General features: G+C 59.6%; 18 protein-coding genes. 15 read left to right on the top strand and 3 right to left on the bottom strand.

Annotation, left to right across the window (positions count from 1 at the left end; genetic code table 11):
* Positions 1-366: 366 nt before the first annotated feature.
* Both AC3WKX_RS07470 and AC3WKX_RS07465 read right to left on the bottom strand, forming a co-directional pair.
* The gene (locus tag AC3WKX_RS07470) at positions 367-1,587 is read right to left on the bottom strand and encodes a CaiB/BaiF CoA transferase family protein (RefSeq protein WP_102604417.1); all 1,221 of its coding nucleotides are present in this window, start codon (positions 1,585-1,587) and stop codon (positions 367-369) included.
* 13 nt (positions 1,588-1,600) lie between these two features.
* Positions 1,601-2,782 (bottom strand): acyl-CoA dehydrogenase, encoded by a 1,182-nt coding sequence (locus AC3WKX_RS07465; RefSeq protein ID WP_003214743.1) that lies wholly within the window; start codon positions 2,780-2,782, stop codon positions 1,601-1,603.
* A gap of 157 nt (positions 2,783-2,939) precedes the next feature.
* Here AC3WKX_RS07465 and AC3WKX_RS07460 point away from each other — a divergent pair, with 157 nt between their 5' ends.
* From AC3WKX_RS07460 to AC3WKX_RS07410, 11 genes are all read left to right on the top strand, one after another.
* Positions 2,940-3,839 (top strand): LysR family transcriptional regulator, encoded by a 900-nt coding sequence (locus AC3WKX_RS07460; protein WP_003214745.1) that lies wholly within the window; start codon positions 2,940-2,942, stop codon positions 3,837-3,839.
* Between the two features lie 447 nt (positions 3,840-4,286).
* Positions 4,287-5,408 carry a Re/Si-specific NAD(P)(+) transhydrogenase subunit alpha gene (locus AC3WKX_RS07455; protein WP_003214747.1) on the top strand — a complete coding sequence of 374 codons (1,122 nt, stop codon included), beginning with the start codon at positions 4,287-4,289 and terminating at the stop codon, positions 5,406-5,408.
* Between the two features lie 15 nt (positions 5,409-5,423).
* Complete coding sequence (locus AC3WKX_RS07450; RefSeq protein ID WP_008439664.1) at positions 5,424-5,747, top strand: NAD(P) transhydrogenase subunit alpha part 2; 324 nt, start codon at positions 5,424-5,426, stop codon at positions 5,745-5,747.
* Positions 5,744-7,180, top strand: coding sequence for an NAD(P)(+) transhydrogenase (Re/Si-specific) subunit beta (locus tag AC3WKX_RS07445; RefSeq protein ID WP_003214748.1), 1,437 nt, complete (start codon positions 5,744-5,746; stop codon positions 7,178-7,180). The genes AC3WKX_RS07450 and AC3WKX_RS07445 overlap by 4 nt, the downstream gene beginning before the upstream one ends.
* A gap of 179 nt (positions 7,181-7,359) precedes the next feature.
* Entirely contained in the window at positions 7,360-8,853 is a 1,494-nt protein-coding gene (gene scpC / locus AC3WKX_RS07440; RefSeq protein ID WP_087694539.1) for a succinyl-CoA:acetate CoA-transferase ScpC, read from the top strand.
* Between the two features lie 318 nt (positions 8,854-9,171).
* Positions 9,172-9,387: a DUF1127 domain-containing protein gene (locus AC3WKX_RS07435; protein WP_003214752.1), complete on the top strand. Its 216-nt coding sequence runs from the start codon at positions 9,172-9,174 to the stop codon at positions 9,385-9,387.
* Between the two features lie 262 nt (positions 9,388-9,649).
* Positions 9,650-9,844, top strand: a complete 195-nt coding sequence (locus AC3WKX_RS07430) for a DUF1127 domain-containing protein (protein WP_003214754.1) — start codon at positions 9,650-9,652, stop codon at positions 9,842-9,844.
* A gap of 151 nt (positions 9,845-9,995) precedes the next feature.
* Positions 9,996-10,316 (top strand): DUF2388 domain-containing protein, encoded by a 321-nt coding sequence (locus AC3WKX_RS07425; RefSeq protein ID WP_003214756.1) that lies wholly within the window; start codon positions 9,996-9,998, stop codon positions 10,314-10,316.
* Between the two features lie 106 nt (positions 10,317-10,422).
* Complete coding sequence (locus AC3WKX_RS07420; protein WP_003214758.1) at positions 10,423-10,731, top strand: DUF2388 domain-containing protein; 309 nt, start codon at positions 10,423-10,425, stop codon at positions 10,729-10,731.
* Positions 10,732-10,757: 26 nt separating this feature from the next.
* Positions 10,758-11,078 (top strand): DUF2388 domain-containing protein, encoded by a 321-nt coding sequence (locus AC3WKX_RS07415; protein ID WP_076013343.1) that lies wholly within the window; start codon positions 10,758-10,760, stop codon positions 11,076-11,078.
* A complete protein-coding gene (locus tag AC3WKX_RS07410) occupies positions 11,075-13,036 on the top strand; it encodes a DUF7844 domain-containing protein (protein ID WP_003214762.1) in 1,962 nt (653 codons plus the stop codon). Before AC3WKX_RS07415 ends, AC3WKX_RS07410 begins: the two co-directional genes overlap by 4 nt.
* Here AC3WKX_RS07410 and AC3WKX_RS07405 read toward each other — a convergent pair.
* Positions 13,033-13,434 carry a GFA family protein gene (locus AC3WKX_RS07405; RefSeq protein WP_102604419.1) on the bottom strand — a complete coding sequence of 134 codons (402 nt, stop codon included), beginning with the start codon at positions 13,432-13,434 and terminating at the stop codon, positions 13,033-13,035. The genes AC3WKX_RS07410 and AC3WKX_RS07405 overlap by 4 nt on opposite strands.
* A 272-nt stretch (positions 13,435-13,706) precedes the next feature.
* Between AC3WKX_RS07405 and AC3WKX_RS07400 the strand changes: the two genes are divergently transcribed.
* The 4 genes from AC3WKX_RS07400 to AC3WKX_RS07385 all read left to right on the top strand — a co-directional run bounded on the left by AC3WKX_RS07400 (position 13,707) and on the right by AC3WKX_RS07385 (position 19,161).
* Positions 13,707-15,014: a CitMHS family transporter gene (locus AC3WKX_RS07400; RefSeq protein ID WP_102604420.1), complete on the top strand. Its 1,308-nt coding sequence runs from the start codon at positions 13,707-13,709 to the stop codon at positions 15,012-15,014.
* A 65-nt stretch (positions 15,015-15,079) separates the two neighbouring features.
* Positions 15,080-15,847: a TerC family protein gene (locus AC3WKX_RS07395; protein WP_003214768.1), complete on the top strand. Its 768-nt coding sequence runs from the start codon at positions 15,080-15,082 to the stop codon at positions 15,845-15,847.
* Between the two features lie 214 nt (positions 15,848-16,061).
* Complete coding sequence (locus tag AC3WKX_RS07390; RefSeq protein ID WP_003214770.1) at positions 16,062-17,720, top strand: Na/Pi cotransporter family protein; 1,659 nt, start codon at positions 16,062-16,064, stop codon at positions 17,718-17,720.
* A gap of 58 nt (positions 17,721-17,778) precedes the next feature.
* Positions 17,779-19,161: a M16 family metallopeptidase gene (locus tag AC3WKX_RS07385; protein ID WP_003214772.1), complete on the top strand. Its 1,383-nt coding sequence runs from the start codon at positions 17,779-17,781 to the stop codon at positions 19,159-19,161.
* Positions 19,162-19,232 lie beyond the last annotated feature (71 nt).

The following is a 19,232-nucleotide window of genomic DNA, read 5'->3' as shown; positions in this document are numbered from 1 at the left end:
TGCGCTTCCGATCTCTCGTTAGCGGGAGGCGAATTCTACAGCGTTACACGCTGCTGTCAACACCTCTTTTTCTCCGCTTTCGACCGAGAAGATCGAAACGTTAATAGGGCCAAACAACACTGCCTTACTAACTCCTTCTGGGCTTCGATGATCTGAAGCAACTCGCTGTCGAAACCTACATAACTCTTTGTTTGCCAAGGAGTTTTCCGTTTCGACTGCGCCGGAAGTGGGGCGAATTATAGACTTCCAGAATCTGCCGTCAACCCTTAATTCAGCTTTTCTATCAAATAGGCATTTCTGGCTAAAAACCGACCAACTTCCCTCTATATAGAGAGCCTCAACAACCCTCTATATAGAAGAGAAGCTTCAGATGACCCCGGCCTCCCTCAAAGCCGACACATTCGCTGGCGTCAAACCCAGCACTTGCTGCAGCACCTGATGGGTATGCTCACCCAACAGCGGAGGTGCGCTGCGGTATTCAACAGGCGTCTTGGACAGGCGCATAGGACTTGCCACCTGGGGCACAGTACCAGCCAACGCATGAGGCAACTGCATCGCCAACCCGCGCGCTTTTACCTGAGGATCGGCAAACACCTGCGCCAGGTCATTGATCGGGCCGCAAGGCACACCTACTCGCTCCAGCTGAGCTACCCATTCAGCCGTGCTCTTGAACACGGTAGCCTGACGGATCAACGGAATCAGCACCGCCCTGTTGGCCACTCGCAGCTTATTAGTTGCAAACCTAGGATCATCCGCCCACTGGGGCTGCCCAGCCACTTCGGCAAATTTGCGGAACTGCCCATCATTACCCACAGTAAGAATGAAGTCGCCATCCGCCGTAGGAAAATCCTGATAGGGAACGATATTCGGATGAGCGTTACCCAGGCGCTTTGGAGAGACGCCCGTCGTCAGGTAGTTCATCGCCTGATTAGCCAGACAAGCCACCTGCACATCCAGCAACGCCATATCGATATGCTGGCCGCCACCATCATGATCCCGGTGAGCCATGGCCGCCAGGATCGCAACTGTCGAGTAAAGCCCCGTAAGAATATCCGTCAGCGCCACGCCAACCTTAACCGGTCCGGCGCCGTCTTCACCCTCCGGGCGGCCAGTCAGGCTCATCAGCCCGCCAAGCCCCTGGATCATGAAGTCGTAGCCCGCCCGCTTCGCATAGGGCCCGGTTTGACCAAACCCGGTAATCGAGCAGTAGATCAACTCCGGATTGATCTCCTTGAGCGACTCATAGTCCAACCCATAGGCCGCCAAGCCGCCTACCTTGAAGTTCTCGATCAGAATGTCGGACTTCGCCGCCAGGTCACGCACCAGCTTCTGGCCCTCCGGCCGCGTGAAGTCGATCGTCACCGATTCCTTGTTGCGATTGGCAGACAGGTAATACGCCGCCTCAGTGGTGTTTTCCCCATACGCATCCTTGAGGAAGGGTGGCCCCCAGGCACGAGTGTCGTCGCCATTCCCGGGCCGCTCGACCTTGATCACTTCAGCGCCAAGGTCTGCAAGTATCTGCCCGGCCCAAGGGCCCGCCAGCACTCGCGACAAATCCAGTACCCGCAGGTGCGAAAGCGCGCCCATGGTCGTTCTCCTATTAATAGAACGCCTGAATACCGGTTTGCGCTCGCCCCAGGATCAATGCATGCACGTCGTGAGTACCCTCATAGGTATTCACCACTTCAAGGTTGACCAGGTGGCGGGCAATGCCGAACTCATCCGAGATGCCGTTACCACCGAGCATGTCACGCGCCATCCGGGCAATGTCGAGCGACTTGCCACACGAGTTACGCTTCATGATCGAGGTGATTTCCACAGCCGCAGTGCCCTCATCCTTCATACGACCCAACCGCAGGCATCCTTGCAGCGCCAGGGTGATTTCAGTCTGCATGTCTGCGAGCTTCTTCTGGATCAGTTGAGTAGCCGCCAAAGGCCGCCCGAACTGCTGGCGATCAAGGGTGTACTGACGCGCGGTATGCCAGCAGAACTCCGCGGCCCCCAAGGCACCCCACGAGATCCCGTAGCGTGCCGAGTTAAGGCAAGTGAACGGTCCTTTCAGGCCACGCACATCCGGGAAGATGTTCTCTTCAGGAACAAACACGTTATCCATGACGATTTCACCGGTGATCGAGGCGCGCAATCCGACCTTGCCGTGGATCGCCGGAGCACTCAGGCCTTTCCAACCCTTTTCCAGCACGAAGCCGCGAATGTCGCCCGCATCGTCCTTGCCCCACACCACGAACACATCCGCAATCGGGCTGTTGGTAATCCACATCTTGCTGCCAGTGAGGCTGTAGCCGCCATCCACTTTGCGCGCGCGGGTAATCATCGCGCCCGGGTCGGAACCATGGTTAGGCTCGGTCAGGCCAAAGCAGCCAATCCATTCACCAGAGGCCAGCTTCGGCAGGTATTTCTGCTTTTGCGCTTCGGTACCGAATTCATTGATAGGCACCATCACCAGTGAGGACTGCACACTCATCATCGAACGGTAGCCAGAGTCCACACGCTCTACTTCACGAGCGATCAGGCCATAGCTGACGTAGTTCAATCCACTGCCACCGTACTGCTCTGGAATCATCGCCCCCAGCAGGCCGGTCTCACCCATTTCGCGGAAGATCGCTGGGTCAGTCTTTTCATGGCGGAAGGCTTCGAGAACACGGGGCGCCAGCTTGTCCTGGGCGAACTGTTGGGCACTGTCGCGCACCATGCGTTCTTCTTCGGTGAGCTGTGAATCCAGCAGCAGTGGATCGATCCAGTTGAAGCTTGCCTTACCGCCCATGAGTGAGTCCTCGCGAAGTAAATCAAAAGTCGTGCATGGAGCCTAGGCCGGGCAGGCGAGGAGGGCAAACGAGGATTTTGCATAGCCTTGTGCTAATTTCTCACTCCGTAACATTCAAAAGCGGCATAGATGCTCTTTACTTGTGAGGTCACGGTACATGCGCAGAAAAATTCCCAGCACCACGGCGCTGGTCAGTTTCGAGGCTGCAGCCCGCCACGAGAGCTTTACCAAGGCGGCACAGGAGCTTTCGATCACCCAGGGCGCAATCTGCCGACAAATCGCCAGTCTTGAGGAGTTTTTAAGTGTCGAGCTGTTTCGACGCTCGCGCCGGGGCGTGAAACTGACAGAAGCAGGGCTTTCCTACAGTCGCCGGGTGGCTACGCAACTTGACGCCGTGGAACGCGACACCCTTTCGATCATGGGACAGCAGGGCACCAACGTTATTGAACTGGCGGTGGTCCCGACCTTCGGCACCCAATGGCTGATCCCACGCCTCAAGGACTTTCAGCACCAGCATCCCGAAGTCACCGTCAACCTGACCAACCGCACACGGCCTTTCCTGTTCGCCGATACCGAATTCGACGCGGCAATCTACTTTGGCGATGCCGACTGGTCCGGTACCGAATCCCACAAACTGATGGGAGAAAACCCGCTCCCGGTATGCAGCCCGCGCTTGCTGGGCGATCGCACGCACTTCACTGCACACGAAATCGCCGAACTGCCCCTGCTGCAACAAACCACTCGACCCTATGCCTGGCGCCAGTGGTTCAACGCGCAACAGCTGGACATACCCCGCGACATGACAGGCCCGCGTTACGAGCTATTCTCCATGTTGTCCCAGGCAGCCATGCACGATATGGGCATTGCACTGATACCGCCGTTCCTTATTCAAAGGGAACTGAGCGATGGGCACTTGGTGATTGCCAGCCCTCAGGTACTGGCGAGCTCAAAGGCTTACTACCTGATGATTCCCGAGAGAAAGGTCGAATCAGCTTCTCTGCATGCGTTCAGAGACTGGCTGATTGATCAGTCGCATCGTTACAACCCCAATATCTAAAGGGTCTTCGTCAATTTATTAACTTTGTAGTCAACAAAATAAAATACCTACATATGTATATATATGTCGCAATTTAGAAGACCGCATCTTTTGACCCTGAAATGGCCTTTAAGCCATGTAGGTATTGGCCTGTAGCCATAAAATTGCAGCGATGCCCAAGCATTCACGTCGGCGATGGAGAAGCGCTGATATTTCGGTAAAAACTCTTTAATCTCCTGTATTTAAACGACTTTAATCTATCCATTGCGACAATCGGTCACGGGGTGACTTGTAGTTAATTTTTCGTCACCCGTCATAATCTCTTGAAGGCCGTAAAGTTCGCCTGCAAAATGCCGCGCCCCGCTGTATTTCAGCGGGATCGTGCTGATCGGCCGCCCAGATTCGCCTGTCGTGGCGCACTGGCCTTTTACAAAAATCAAAGCAAAAAGATCATGCAGGAGATTTGACGTGCACATTGGTGTTCCTCTCGAAACCCAGACCGGTGAAACGCGGGTGGCTGCCACCCCGGAAACCATCAAGAAGCTGATCGGCCAGGGCCACAAGGTCACTGTGCAAAGCGGGGCAGGCATCAATGCCAGTGTCGTCGACAGTGCCTATGAAGCGGCAGGCGCAACCATTGGCAACGCCAGTGATGCATTCGGCGCCGAGCTGATCCTCAAGGTAGTAGCCCCCAATGACAGCGAACTGACGCTGATCAAAAGCGGCGCAGTGCTGGTGGGCATGCTCAATCCGTTCAGCAACGAAACCATCACTCGACTGGCCGAGCATGGCATCACGGCCTTTGCCCTTGAGGCCGCGCCGCGCACCTCCCGCGCGCAGAGCCTGGATGTGCTTTCTTCCCAGGCAAACATTGCCGGCTACAAGGCTGTACTGCTCGCCGCCCATCACTACCCACGCTTCATGCCAATGCTGATGACCGCCGCCGGTACGGTGAAAGCCGCTCGCGTGCTGATTCTTGGAGCTGGTGTAGCAGGGCTGCAGGCGATCGCTACCGCGAAACGCCTGGGTGCGGTCATCGAAGCGTCCGACGTGCGTCCGGCGGTAAAGGAACAGATCGAATCCCTCGGCGCCAAGTTCGTCGACGTGCCATACGAAACTGATGAAGAACGTGAATGCGCGGTTGGCGTGGGCGGTTACGCGCGCCCAATGCCAACAAGCTGGATGCAGCGCCAGGCCCTGGCCGTGCATGAACGTGCCAAGCAAGCCGACATCGTCATCACCACCGCATTGATTCCGGGTCGCAAGGCACCGACCCTGCTCAGCGCCGAGACCGTCGCACAGATGAAGCCAGGCTCGGTGGTCATCGACCTCGCCGCAGCCCAGGGCGGCAACTGCCCGCTGACCGTGGCAGACCAGGTGGTCGTGGAAAACGGTGTGACCATCTGCGGCCCGACCAACCTGGCCGGCGCCGTCGCCGCCGATGCCTCGGCGCTGTACGCACGCAACCTGCTGGACTTCCTGAAGCTGGTCTTCACCAAGGAAGGGCAGTTTGAAATCAACCTCGAAGACGACATCGTCGCCGCGTGCCTGATGTGCCGCGACGGCCAAGTCATCCGCAAAAACGCCTAAGCAGGGATTCAGACGATGGAAGAGCTTATTTCCCCCGGTATCTACAACCTGATCATCTTCGTGCTGGCGATTTATGTCGGCTATCACGTGGTCTGGAACGTCACCCCGGCCCTGCACACCCCGCTGATGGCCGTGACCAATGCGATTTCGGCGATCGTGATCGTCGGCGCCATGCTGGCAGCCGCACTCACCGTGACACCACTGGGCAAGACCATGGGCACCCTGGCCGTAGCCCTCGCGGCGGTCAACGTGTTCGGTGGCTTCCTGGTTACCCGCAGGATGCTTGAGATGTTCAAGAAGAAAGCCCCGAAAGCAAAAGAAGAGGCGCCATCGTCATGAGCATGAATCTGGTCACGACGCTCTACCTGATCGCGTCGATCTGCTTTATTCAGGCCCTTAAAGGCCTGTCACACCCGACGACGTCCCGGCGCGGCAACCTGTTCGGCATGCTCGGCATGGCGCTGGCAGTGCTCACCACCGTGGGCCTCATCTATAAGCTCGGCGCCGAGCTGGCCACTGCCGGAATTGGCTACGTCATCGTTGGCCTGCTGGTCGGCGGCACCGCCGGCTCGATCATGGCCAAGCGCGTGGAAATGACCAAGATGCCGGAGCTGGTGGCGTTCATGCACAGCATGATCGGCCTGGCTGCAGTGTTTATCGCCATCGCCGCAGTCGTGGAACCACAGTCGCTGGGTATCGTGAAACACCTGGGGGATTCGATCCCCGCCGGTAACCGCCTGGAGTTGTTCCTCGGTGCAGCCATCGGTGCAATTACGTTCTCCGGCTCGGTCATCGCCTTCGGCAAGCTGTCGGGTAAGTACAAGTTCCGCCTGTTTCAGGGCGCACCGGTACAGTTCGGCGGTCAGCACAAGCTGAACCTGGTGCTGGGGCTGTTGACACTGGGCCTGGGCCTGGCCTTCATGTTCACCGGCAACCTCAGCGCCTTCGCATTGATGCTGGCCCTGGCGTTCGTGCTGGGCGTGCTGATCATTATCCCGATTGGCGGCGCCGACATGCCGGTGGTCGTCTCGATGCTCAACAGCTACTCCGGCTGGGCTGCGGCGGGGATCGGCTTCTCGCTGAACAACTCGATGCTGATCATCGCCGGTTCGCTGGTGGGTTCAAGCGGTGCGATCCTGTCGTACATCATGTGCAAGGCGATGAACCGCTCCTTCTTTAATGTACTGCTCGGCGGTTTCGGCAACACGGCAGACGCCGCCGGCCCGGCCGGCTCGAAAGAAGCGCGCCCGGTGAAATCCGGCTCGGCTGACGATGCAACCTTCCTGCTGACCAACGCCGATACCGTAATCATCGTACCGGGCTACGGCCTGGCGGTGGCACGGGCACAACATGCACTGAAAGAGCTGACCGAGAAGCTGACCCACCGCGGCGTGACCGTGAAGTACGCGATCCACCCGGTTGCAGGCCGTATGCCTGGTCACATGAACGTATTGCTGGCCGAGGCAGAAGTGCCTTACGACCAGGTGTTCGAGATGGAAGACATCAACTCCGAGTTCGGCCAGGCCGACGTGGTGCTGGTGCTAGGCGCCAACGACGTGGTCAACCCGGCCGCCAAGAACGATCCCAAGTCGCCCATCGCGGGCATGCCGATCCTCGAAGCGTTCAAGGCCAAGACCATCATCGTCAACAAGCGCTCGATGGCCAGCGGCTATGCCGGCCTGGACAACGAACTGTTCTACCTGGACAAGACCATGATGGTCTTCGGCGACGCCAAGAAGGTCATCGAAGACATGGTCAAGGCCGTCGAATAAACACTGCGCCAGCGCAATACCCAAAACCCTGGCCTTTAGTAGGCTGGGGTTTTTTATTGCCGGTAAAAACCGACAAAAGGCTCTAAATCGCTGCCTGGCATTCGACCATGGTAGCGGGACGAAATTTTTTGAAATCACTAGACTGCGCATCTTGCTTCCGTAGCCCGAGATAACAATCCATGTACCGTGATCGTATCCGCTTGCCTTCGTTGTTGAACAAGGTCATGAGCGCGGCTGACGCTGCCGCACTGATCCAGGACGGCATGACCGTCGGCATGAGCGGCTTCACCCGCGCCGGTGAGGCCAAGGCCGTGCCCCACGCCTTGGCCGAACGCGCCAAGACATCACCGCTGAAAATTACCCTGATGACCGGCGCCAGCCTGGGCAACGACCTGGACAAGCAACTGACCGAAGCCGGTGTACTGTCGCGACGCATGCCATTCCAGGTAGATAGCACCCTGCGCAAGGCGATCAACGCCGGCGAGGTGATGTTTATCGACCAGCATTTGTCGGAAACCGTCGAGCAGCTGCGCAACAATCAGCTCAAGCTACCGGACATCGCGGTGATCGAAGCCGTAGCGATCACCGAGCAAGGCCACATTGTGCCAACCACTTCCGTGGGCAACTCCGCCAGTTTCGCGATTTTCGCCAAGCAGGTGATCGTCGAGATCAACATGGCGCATAACCCGAACCTGGAAGGCCTGCACGACATCTATATCCCGAGCTATCGCCCGACCCGCACGCCAATTCCGCTGGTGGCCGTGGACGACCGTATCGGCAGCACCGCGATTCCGATTCCGCCGGAAAAGATCGTCGCGATCGTCATCACCAATCAGGCGGATTCGGCCTCCACCGTGACGCCGCCCGACAGCGACACCCAGTCGATCGCCAATCACCTGATCAACTTCCTTAAAGAAGAAGTCGACGCCGGACGCATGACCAACAAGCTCGGCCCACTGCAGGCAGGCATCGGCAACATTGCCAACGCGGTGATGTGCGGTTTGATCGAGTCGCCCTTCGAAGACCTGACGATGTATTCGGAAGTCCTCCAGGATTCCACATTCGACCTGATCGACGCAGGCAAGCTGAGCTTTGCCTCAGGCAGTTCGATCACATTGTCGGAACGGCGCAACGCCGACGTGTTCGGCAACCTGGAGCGCTACAAAGACAAATTGGTGCTGCGGCCCCAGGAAATCTCCAATCACCCGGAAGTGGTGCGGCGCCTGGGCATCATCGGCATTAACACCGCGCTGGAGTTCGACATCTATGGCAACGTCAACTCCACCCACGTCTGCGGCACCCGGATGATGAACGGAATTGGCGGCTCGGGCGACTTTGCGCGCAACGCGCACCTGGCGATCTTTGTCACCAAGTCGATTGCCAAGGCCGGCGCGATTTCCAGCGTGGTGCCAATGGTCAGCCATGTGGACCATACCGAGCATGACGTCGACATCCTCGTGACCGAGGTCGGCCTGGCGGACCTGCGGGGCCTGGCGCCGCGGGAGCGGGCTCGGGTCATCATCGACAACTGTGTGCACCCGGCGTACCGCGATGCCCTGAACACCTACTTCACCCAAGCCTGTGTGCTGGGCGGGCACACCCCGCATATCCTGCGAGAAGCACTGAGTTGGCACATCAACCTGGAAGAAACCGGGCATATGCTGAAGGCGTGATTGATACAGATTCGGGCTGATGCAAACACAGTTTCATCAGCCCGAGCTTCCGAGCCCAACTTTTATAAAAAACTGTACTGCTGTACCGGTCATTTCCTACCGAAATATCCTACCTCGAACTCCATAAACGCCTAAAACGCACCATAAAAGTGCCGACAGGTACAGTTGCCCCAATTTCGTACAGTACAGCCCCTATAAACAGTTAACTGGCCCCTCACAATACAGGTGAACTGTATCTAGAGAGTCTTGCCTGGGAGGAGGATCATTGGCACCAGTTAAACCACTACCTAATCCCGCCACAAGCGGAAGGATGTCATCATGGAACGTACACTCAGTTCCGATCTGTTCTTCGAAGAAAAAGCTGTAAACACCCAGGCTTCCCTGCCTCTGCGCGTTCTCGCCAACCTGATGTTGTGGCAGCGCCGCATCTCCAGCCGCCATCAACTGGCTCGTCTGGATTCGCGTCTGCTGGCTGACGCCGGTATCAGCGAAGCACAACGCTACGAAGAGCTGAGCAAGCCGTTCTGGCGCTAATTAGCGTCCGCTGGCCCTGACCCACCGGGTCCACCGCCAGCACTCCGAATTGTTAAAACAGAACCCGCCCCGGGTAACCGGCGGCGGGTTCTGCTGTTTCTGGGGTTTGGATTTTCAATGGCGAAAACAGTCGGCTTTCTACAGACCGATACAGTTTAAAAAATATAACAATTAAGCAGTACAATTTAATCCGCGTGTATCTGTACCGGTAGCACCCTCCAGCCCAAGATGGTGTTCCAGGACCTCATGAAAGGCGCGCGTCATGAATACCAAAAACCAGCAACACCCTCGGTTGATACAGCTACTCAAGCGCACCGCTGCAGCACTCGTCTGCTGGGGGCAACGGGCCCGCACACGCAGGCTGCTGGCTCAACTGGATCCGCGGGAATTGTCCGATGCGGGTATCAGTCACGGCGACCGGGCATCTGAGCTGGCCAAATCGTTCTGGCGCGAGTAATCACCGCAGGAAGCTATCCGAACAGATAAGCGGCGGCTAATATCCGGCTACCACGTGGCGAACCCTGTAGAACGGGCGTCTGATGCCCATGGTCTCGCTGCTCAAGCAGTAGCTTTGTGCCACCCTTTCGTTCATTTACAGGAGTCACCCCATGTCCCGTCTTCACCTGCTGAGCGCTGCAGCCCTGCTGGCCCTGGTTGCCAATGCCAACGCCTCCAGCCTGATCGTGACCACGGATTCGATCGTCGGCGCACTGAAAGCCACCTCAGACGCCACCTCCGATGCCACTTCCTCCCTGCGTGACAACAAGGTCGTACGTGCCGCCCGTGACGACGCCGCCAGCTTCGTTGCCAGCGAAGGCGCCATCCGTGGCGTAAAACTGGAAAGCGCCCTGGCCCAGATCCGCCAACAGGCTCCACAACTGAATACCGCGACTGACGCGCAGCTGGCCCAGGCGATCCTGGCCATCTGACCGCAGGTGGGATAAGGGGGGCGCCAGGCGCTCCCCGAACCCTCCGCGCTGGCTCTCGCCCGGGCATTGCGCTAGCCTTGGCGCTCGTTTTCAGTTGTCGAGTCCCATGGCTTTTTCATACCGCCTGTTGATCGCTCCCGTAGTGTTTTGCACCTGCTGGTCCACGCAAGCTCCGGCCTTTGACCTGTCCACCCAGAGCCTCGTTGTCAGTGCGTATGCCACCAGCAAAGTGACCTCCGCACCGTTCGACCATAAACTGATACTGGCCGCCCAGGATGACGCTGCCGCTTTCATTGCCACTGACGGCCAATGGCGGGGAGCCCGACTGGAATCAGCGCTGGATTATCTGCGCCGTACCCAGCCAAAACTTAACGCCAGTGACCTTGAACTGGCGCAAGCAATTCTCGTCCAATAATCATCTTTGTATTTCGGAGTCATTCCATGCGTAGCCCGCTGATCGCCGCCGCTCTCGGCCTGCTGTTGTTGGCCGGTGTTGCCCAGGCACAAACCCTGAAGGCCACCAGTAACATCATCGTCCGAGCCTCGGCCCGTACCATCGATTTCACCTCGGACACCACCACGTCCATCCGCGACTCCAAAGTCGTACGCGAAGCCCACGACGATGCCGCCAGTTTCGTCGCCAGCGATGGCGAGATTCGTGGCGCTCAACTGGAAGCCGCCTTCGACACCCTGCGAACCCGCGTGCCGGAAGCCCGCGACGCCAGCGACCAGGTCCTCGCCGAAGCTATCCTCTCTCTGTGAGGCGCATTGCCGCCTGGCTACTGGCCGGCACCTTGCTGCTGGGCGCCAGCGCGGCTCAGGCCGCCCTGCAACTGCGGCTCAAGACCGATGGCTTGAGCCCGGCCCAGCAGCAGGCGAGCCAGGCATTGCTGGATGAAGCGATGCAGGCGTTGCCGCCGCGCTTCATCGAGCAACTGGACCGGACCATCGACGTCGGCTGGACCGACAAGATGCCCGAGAACGCCTATGGCCAGGCTTCGCTGGTGTCCGAACTGGACCTCAACAGCAACTTGCTGGAAAGCCTTACCGACGGCAGTGCCGCGACGCAAAAAACCAATCGCCCCCACGGCACCGTGCGCCGGGAAATGCTCGCCACCGTGCTGCATGAACTGACCCACATCTATGACCGTGCCCGCCTGTGGTCCAGCGCCGACCGCAAGCTGATCCAGCGTTGCAGCCGCCAGAACAACATCACCGGCCTGATCGGCCTGCCCGATCAATGCCGGGGCCAGAACGACCGCCGCTTTACCCTCAGCGATGACCCACGCCTGCTGGACCTCGCCGGGTGGCCGCAATACGTCGGCCGTCGCGGCGAACGTGAACAGAACAACCATCAGGTCGCCCGCAGCCCGGACATCTACGAAACCACCAGCCCGCTGGAATTCGTCGCCGTCAACATGGAGTACTTCCTCCTCGACCCGAGCTATGCCTGCCGCCGGCCTTCGCTGTACCGCTATTACAAGGAACACTTTGGCTGGGCGCCGCCCGCCAAGGACACCTGTGCCAAAACCTACGCCTTCCTCAACGCCGGCAACGACTTCGCCAAGACTCCACTGGGCCAGGTCGACCCCGAGCGGGTCTACGAAATCGACTACCTGCTGGCCGAAGCCAACCAGAACCTCGTGAGTCGCTGGGGCCACAGCATGCTGCGCCTGGTGATCTGCGCCCCCGGCCGGCCACGGGGCCCGGACTGCCGCCTGGACCTGGACCAGCACCTGGTGTTGTCCTACCGCGCGTTTGTCGGTGACGTACAACTGTCGAGCTGGGACGGCCTGATCGGCAAATACCCGTCGCGGCTGTTCGTGCTGCCGCTGTCTCAGGTCATTGACGAGTACACCAAGACCGAGCTGCGCGGCCTGGCGTCGGTGCCGTTGAAGCTCACGCGCCAGGAGATCAACGATACCGTCGAACACGCCGCCGAAATGCACTGGAGCTACGACGGCAACTACTTCTTCATCTCCAACAACTGCGCAGTCGAGAGCCTGAAACTGTTACGCAGCGGCAGCGCCAACCCGCAGCTGACCGGCCTGGACAACATCACGCCCAATGGCCTGCTGGAAGTCCTCAAGGGCCGAGGCCTGGCCGATACCAGTGTACTGGACGACAAAAAACGCGCGCTGCGCCTCGGCTATCACTTCGACTCCTTCCGCGAGCGCTACCAGGCGATGTTCGAGGTGTTGAAAAAGCGCCTGCCGATCAAACAGGCTGAAGTGGAGGATTGGTTGTCACTGAGTGCCGAAGAGCGCCGCCCATGGTTCGCCGAAGCCGACCTGCGCGCCAGCGCCGCCTTGTTGCTGCTGGAACAGGCGAGCTTCCGCAAGCAGCTCATGCTGGCCCAGGATGAAGTCAAGCAACGCTACCTTGGCGCCCGCGAGCTGAAGAACGGCGGCATGGAAAAGGCCAACGCGACGTTGCAGCAGATCCTCGCCAACAGTGGCTTCCTCAGTCGCCCGGCAGAGCTGCTGGGCACCAGCGGTTACGGCTTGCCACAACCAACAGAATCCAAACGCCTGGAATCAGAAAGCGCCGCGCGCCAGAAGCAGTTGCAGTCGCTGACCGGCGATCTGGACAAAGAGGTGAGGGCGCTGCTGGAACCGGCCCGCGCGGCGGAGATTGCCGCATGTGAAGCCAACCTCAAGCAGCTAGGCGAGCACTTGCGCGCACTGCACAAGGCCTCCGGCGGGTTCGAACTGCCCTAGAGCGCTTCTCCGGCTTCTTCCGGTAGTTGCTCATCCAGGTGTAACCACGGCAATCGGCTCTCTACCCAGATGTGCCGATCTGCCGGGGCCAGCTCCGGGTGATCCAGGGTTGCGATGGTCACATCGATACTCTCGGCACTCAGTTGCATTACCAGCGCCAAATGCGCCCCACAGTTAGAACAGAAATACCGCACGCATGTCGGCGAAGATTCGTACTGCGCCGGCGTTCCCGCCACCCAGGCGAACGCGGAACGGGGCAGGGTGATCCAGGTCGTCACCAAGCCGCCGCTGACCCGCCGGCAAATCGAACAGTGGCAGTGGGCAATATCCACCAACGCCCCGCTGAACTGATAACGCACCCGCCCGCAATGGCAGCCGCCTTGGTGTTGCTCATGCATGCTCTGTCTCCCACATCCTTATTTCACACAGGACCAGTCGTCCATTCAACGTAGCCCGTTTCTCAAGCGAAAGCTGGCTGAAAGCTTCCGGGACTAGGATCGCCCACCACTACCGGCAACAGACCGGTTGTTAACAACAACAATGGTGATTCCCGATGTCCGCTCGTACCCGCCTGTTTGCCCCGACTCCACCCGTACGCCTCGTGCCTTTCGTTCTGCGCTGACCCAACCGGTTCGCCATTCCCTAGCCGCGCTACGCCTGGAGTATTCCTATGCTGACTTTCCTTGGCTTTGCCATGGTCATCACGTTCATGTTCCTGATCATGACCAAGCGCCTGTCTGCGCTGATCGCCCTGATCATCGTACCGATCCTGTTCGCGCTGTTCGGCGGCTTTGCCCCGCAGATCGGCCCGATGATGCTCGCGGGCATCACCAAGCTTGCGCCGACCGGCGTAATGCTGATGTTTGCCATCCTCTATTTCGCCTTGATGATCGACTCCGGCCTGTTCGACCCGGCCGTGCGCAAGATCCTCAAGCTGGTCAAGGGCGACCCGCTGAAGGTCTCGGTCGGCACCGCCGTGCTGGCCCTGGTGGTATCACTGGACGGAGACGGCGCCACCACCTACATGATCTGCGTGGCCGCCATGCTGCCGCTTTACCAGCGCATCGGCATGAGCCCGCGGATCATGGCCGGCCTGATCATCCTCGCCGGTGGGGTGATGAACATGACCCCATGGGGTGGCCCGACCGCCCGCGCCGCCAGTGCATTGCACGTGGACCTATCGGATATTTTCGTACCGATGATTCCAGCCATGGCCGCCGGCGTCGTCGCCATCCTGGTGATTGCCTATATGTACGGCAAGCGCGAACGGGCACGCCTGGGCGAGTTGCACCTGCAAGGCGATGAAATCGACCACAGCGAAATCAGCGTCTCGCAATACCCGGACGCCCGCCGTCCGAAACTGATCTGGTTCAACGGCGCACTGACCTTCGCCCTGATGTGCACCTTGATCGCCGGCCTGTTGCCACTGCCAGTACTGTTCATGGTGGCCTTCAGTATCGCGATGATCGTCAACTACCCATGCCTGCAGATGCAGAAAGACCGGATCGCCGCCCATGCCGGCAGCGTCCTGGCAGTCACAGGCCTGATCTTCGCCGCCGGTATCTTCACCGGCATCCTGTCCGGTACCGGCATGGTCGATGCCATGTCCAAGAGCCTGCTGGCCGTCATCCCTGACGCGCTGGGGCCTTATCTGGCCGTGATCACCGCGCTGGTGAGCATGCCGTTTACCTTCTTCATGTCCAACGATGCCTTCTACTACGGCGTTCTGCCGGTACTGGCCGAAGCCGCCAGCCACTACGGCATCACTGCCGTGGAAATGGCCCGCGCCTCAATCGTTGGCCAGCCTGTGCACTTGTTGAGCCCACTGGTTCCATCGACCTACTTGCTGGTAGCCCTGGCGGGTATCGAATTTGGCGATCACCAGCGCTTCACCCTCAAGTGGGCGGTGCTGGTGTGCCTGTGCATAATGGTCGCCGCTTTGCTGATGGGGATTTTTCCGCTGTTCAGCACTCTATAATCGTACAACTCACTGCGCCGGCTCTTAAGGCTGGCGCGGTCTAACACTCGCTCAAAGGAATACACATGGAATGGCTGACCAATCCGGAAATCTGGATTGCCTTCTTCACCCTGACGGCCCTCGAGATCGTCCTGGGCATCGATAACATCATCATGATTTCGATCCTGGTCAGCCGCATGCCCAAGCACATGCAGGCGCGTACCCGGATCTTCGGCCTGGCGCTGGCGATGGTCACGCGGATCCTGTTGCTGCTGTCGATCACTTGGGTCATGCGCCTCACCGACGATCTGTTCGTGGTGTTCGGCCAAGGCATTTCCGGCCGCGACCTGATCCTGTTCTTCGGTGGCCTGTTCCTGCTGTGGAAAAGCTCCCAGGAGATGTACCACGCCCTGGAAGGTGAAGACGAAACCCACGACGAGCCGAAGGGCGCCGGTGGCAAGTTCATCTACACCATCATCCAGATCGCGATCATCGACATCGTGTTCTCCCTGGACTCGGTGATTACCGCCGTTGGTATGGTTTCCCACGTACCGGTGATGGTGGCCGCGATCATCGTCGCCGTACTGGTGATGATGCTGGCCGCCGGCACCATCAGCGATTTCATCGACAAACACCCGTCGCTGAAGATGCTGGCGCTGTCGTTCCTGCTGGTGGTGGGTACCGTGCTGATCGCCGAAGCCTTCGACGTTCACGTGCCAAAAGGCTACGTTTACTTCGCCATGGCGTTCTCCCTGGCGGTTGAAGCGGTGAACATCAAGATGCGTACCGCCATCGCGAAAAAGAAGAAACAGCAGGATCCTGTGAAACTGCGCAAGGACATTCCGGGTCAATAACCTGGACCCGCTGCTGAAAAAGGGGCTTTAGAGCCCCTTTTTTTCATCTGCAAAAAGCTGATTTCATGACAGTTTTGTTTCAATCCCGACTTTAGCTATGCGATGCTGGCGCCGAGCCCATTCGCCAACTACAGCTTAAGTACAAGACGTAGAACGGCACGCGGCACTATTCACTTGCTCCGATTGGAGCACGACTCAACACAGGGGGCCCAGCATGCTGACCCTGCTCAATCTGCTTTCCGCGGTAACCCTGCTGATCTGGGGCACGCACATCGTCCGTACCGGCATCCTGCGGGTCTACGGCTCCAACTTGCGCCAGGTCATCGGGCAGAACATGTCCAAGCGCTGGCTGGCGTTTATCGCCGGCATCCTGGTGACGGCCATGGTGCAAAGCAGCAACGCCACGGCGATGCTGGTGACTTCGTTTGTCGGCCAGGGCCTGATGGGCCTGATGCCCGCCCTGGCGACCATGCTCGGTGCCGATGTCGGTACCGCGCTGATGGCCCGGGTGCTGACCTTTGACCTGTCGTGGCTGTCGCCGCTGTTGATTTTCCTCGGGGTGATTTTCTTCCTGTCGCGCAAACAGACACGCGCCGGGCAGATGGGCCGTGTCGGGATCGGCCTCGGGCTGATCATCCTTGCGCTGCAACTGATCGTCGAAGCCGCGGGCCCGATCACCCACGCGCAGGGCGTCAAGGTCCTGTTCGCCTCGCTGACCGGCGACATCTTGCTCGATGCCCTGGTCGGCGCACTGTTCGCGATGATTTCCTACTCCAGCCTGGCCGCCGTCCTGCTGACCGCGACCCTCGCCGGTGCCGGCGTGATCGGCCTGCACGTGGCCATCGGCCTGGTGATCGGCGCCAACATCGGCAGCGGCGTGCTGGCCTTCCTCAGCACCAGCATGCAGAACGCCGCCGGGCGCCAGGTGGCCCTGGGCAGCCTGCTGTACAAGCTGATCGGCTTGCTGCTGATCATCCCGGTACTCGACCCGCTGGTCGGCTGGATGGATAACCTGGACTACAGCGCCCAAGGCATGGTGATCACCTTCCACCTGCTCTATAACGTTATTCGCTGCCTGATCTTGCTGCCCACCATCGGCCCGATGTCCCGCTTGTGCGCCTGGTTGCTCCCGGAACGCGAAGAGGTCAACGGCCTGGCCAAGCCGCGCCACCTGGACCTGGCAGCACTCGCCACCCCAAGCCTGGCACTGGCCAACGCCGCCCGCGAAACCCTGCGTCTGGGCGACCTGATCGACAACATGCTGACCTCGATGCTGGAGGTGCTGCGCGGCAAGCAAACCGCCATCACCCAGGAAATGCGCAGCCTGAGCGACGATGTCGAGGCGCTCTACAGCGCGATCAAGCTCTACCTCGCGCAAATGCCCCGGGAAGACCTCAGCGAACAGGACAGCCGACGCTGGGCCGAGATCATCGAACTGTCGATCAATCTGAAACTGGCCGGCGACCTGATCGAACGCATGCTGCGCAAGGTCCAGCAGCAAAAGACCTCCCAGCGCCGCTCATTCTCCGAAGTCGGCCTGGAAGAACTCGCGGGCCTGCAAACCCAACTGATCGCCAACCTGCGCCTGGGGCTCTCGGTGTTCCTCAGTGCCGACCCGGAAAGCGCCCGGCAACTGCTGCGGGAAAAGCGCCGCTTCCGCGCCCAGGAGCGTCGCCTGGCCCACGCCCACGTCAGCCGCTTGCAACGTAAAATCGTACAGAGCCTGGAGACCAGTTCCTTGCACCTGGAGCTGATTGCCGACATGAAGCGTCTCAACTCGCTGTTCTGCAGCAGCGCTTATGTGGTGCTGGAAACCACCGACACCGGCGCCCTCTCGGCGGACGATATTGCCGACATCACCCATTCGCCCTGAACGTACGACGGCGAGTGAAGTCAGTTAACAACGGACCTCACTCGCCAGGAAGCCTGTTATGCGTCGCCTGCTATTCGCCTGCCTGCTCATGGGTTCGGCACACACCTTTGCCTTTGACCGCCTGCAAGTCGAGGGCTACACCCTGCCCAACGGCCTGCAATTGCTGCTCAAGCCGGGCACCGAACGCGGCCACGTGGCAATCCGCCTGGTGGTGGGTGTGGGCCTGGATGACTTCAGTTGCGAAGACAAGGAACTGCCGCACCTGCTGGAGCATTTGCTGTTCAGCGGAATCGACGGTGGCGGCGAAGGTGAGCTGGAAGAACGCATGCAAGCCCTCGGCGGCGACTGGAACGCCTACACCAGCAATGCCGACACCACTTTCGTCATCGAGGCTCCGGCGCAGAACCAGCGCAAGGTGCTCGACCTGCTGCTGGCCATCATCACCCGCACCCAACTGACCGACGCCAACATCAATGCCGCCAAACAGGTGGTGGAGCGCGAAGACGGCGGCCATTACTCACACCTGCAACGGCTGCTGGACCGCCAGGACCTCGGCCACAAGGCCAGCAGTCAGCTTGCCGTCGAACTGGGGCTCAAATGCGCCGAGCGGGCCGAAGTCGAGCACCTGACCCGCGACCAGTTGGAAAAGCTGCGCAAGGCCTGGTACGCCCCCAACAACATGACCCTGATCATCGTCGGCGACCTCGACAAGCTGCTGCCGGCCTATCTCGAACGCACCTACGGCGCACTGGATCCGGTTGACCCCAGCGAACATCGCCCGTTGCCGGAGATTCAACACGCCGCCGCCGTCCGCCGCGACCTGATCCACGGCTGGGTCGGTGACAACGCCAAGCTGCACTGGTTATTCCCCGAGCCGGTGCTGGACGACCAGTACGATGAAACCTTCGACCTGCTCAAGGACTACCTGGATTGGGCGCTGTATCGTCAATTGCGCTTGCAGCACGGCTTGTCCTATGGCCCATGGAGCGAGCGCGAAGTGCTGGGCGGCGTCGGCTTCATGAGCCTCAACGCCGACCTTGAACGCGACAACCTGCCCGAAGCCGAGCACGTGCTGGAAACCCTCAGGGCCCAGTTGCTCAAGGACGGCCTCGACCCGGCCACCTTCGCCCGCCTGCAACAAGCCGCCATTGCCCGCCAGGCGTGGGCCGTTCAAGGCAACAGCGCGTTGGCCGACTATTACTGGAGTGCCTCGGGCGACTACGCCAAAGGGCATTTCAGCGACCCGGCCAAGCGCATCAAGGCTGTAAGCCTGGAGCAAGCCAACCAGGCCATGCGCGAGTTGTTCAAGCAGAACGGCTACTGGCGCATCGAGAAACCGTTGTTCAGCTACGATAGCCTCAACTGGATCGCCGCAGGCGCACTGGGGCTGATTGCGATTGTGTTACTAGGCGTGTGGCGTTATCGCAAAGGGATTGCGTAATCGGGCCCCGAGAAAACGGCTAAAACGTTATTCTGTCTGGGATTTTTCCTACAAAGACTGTGAACTGCCGA

It is taken from the genome of Pseudomonas sp. GP01-A4, assembly GCF_058780865.1.
This window is presented reverse-complemented; position numbering and strand designations above follow the sequence as displayed.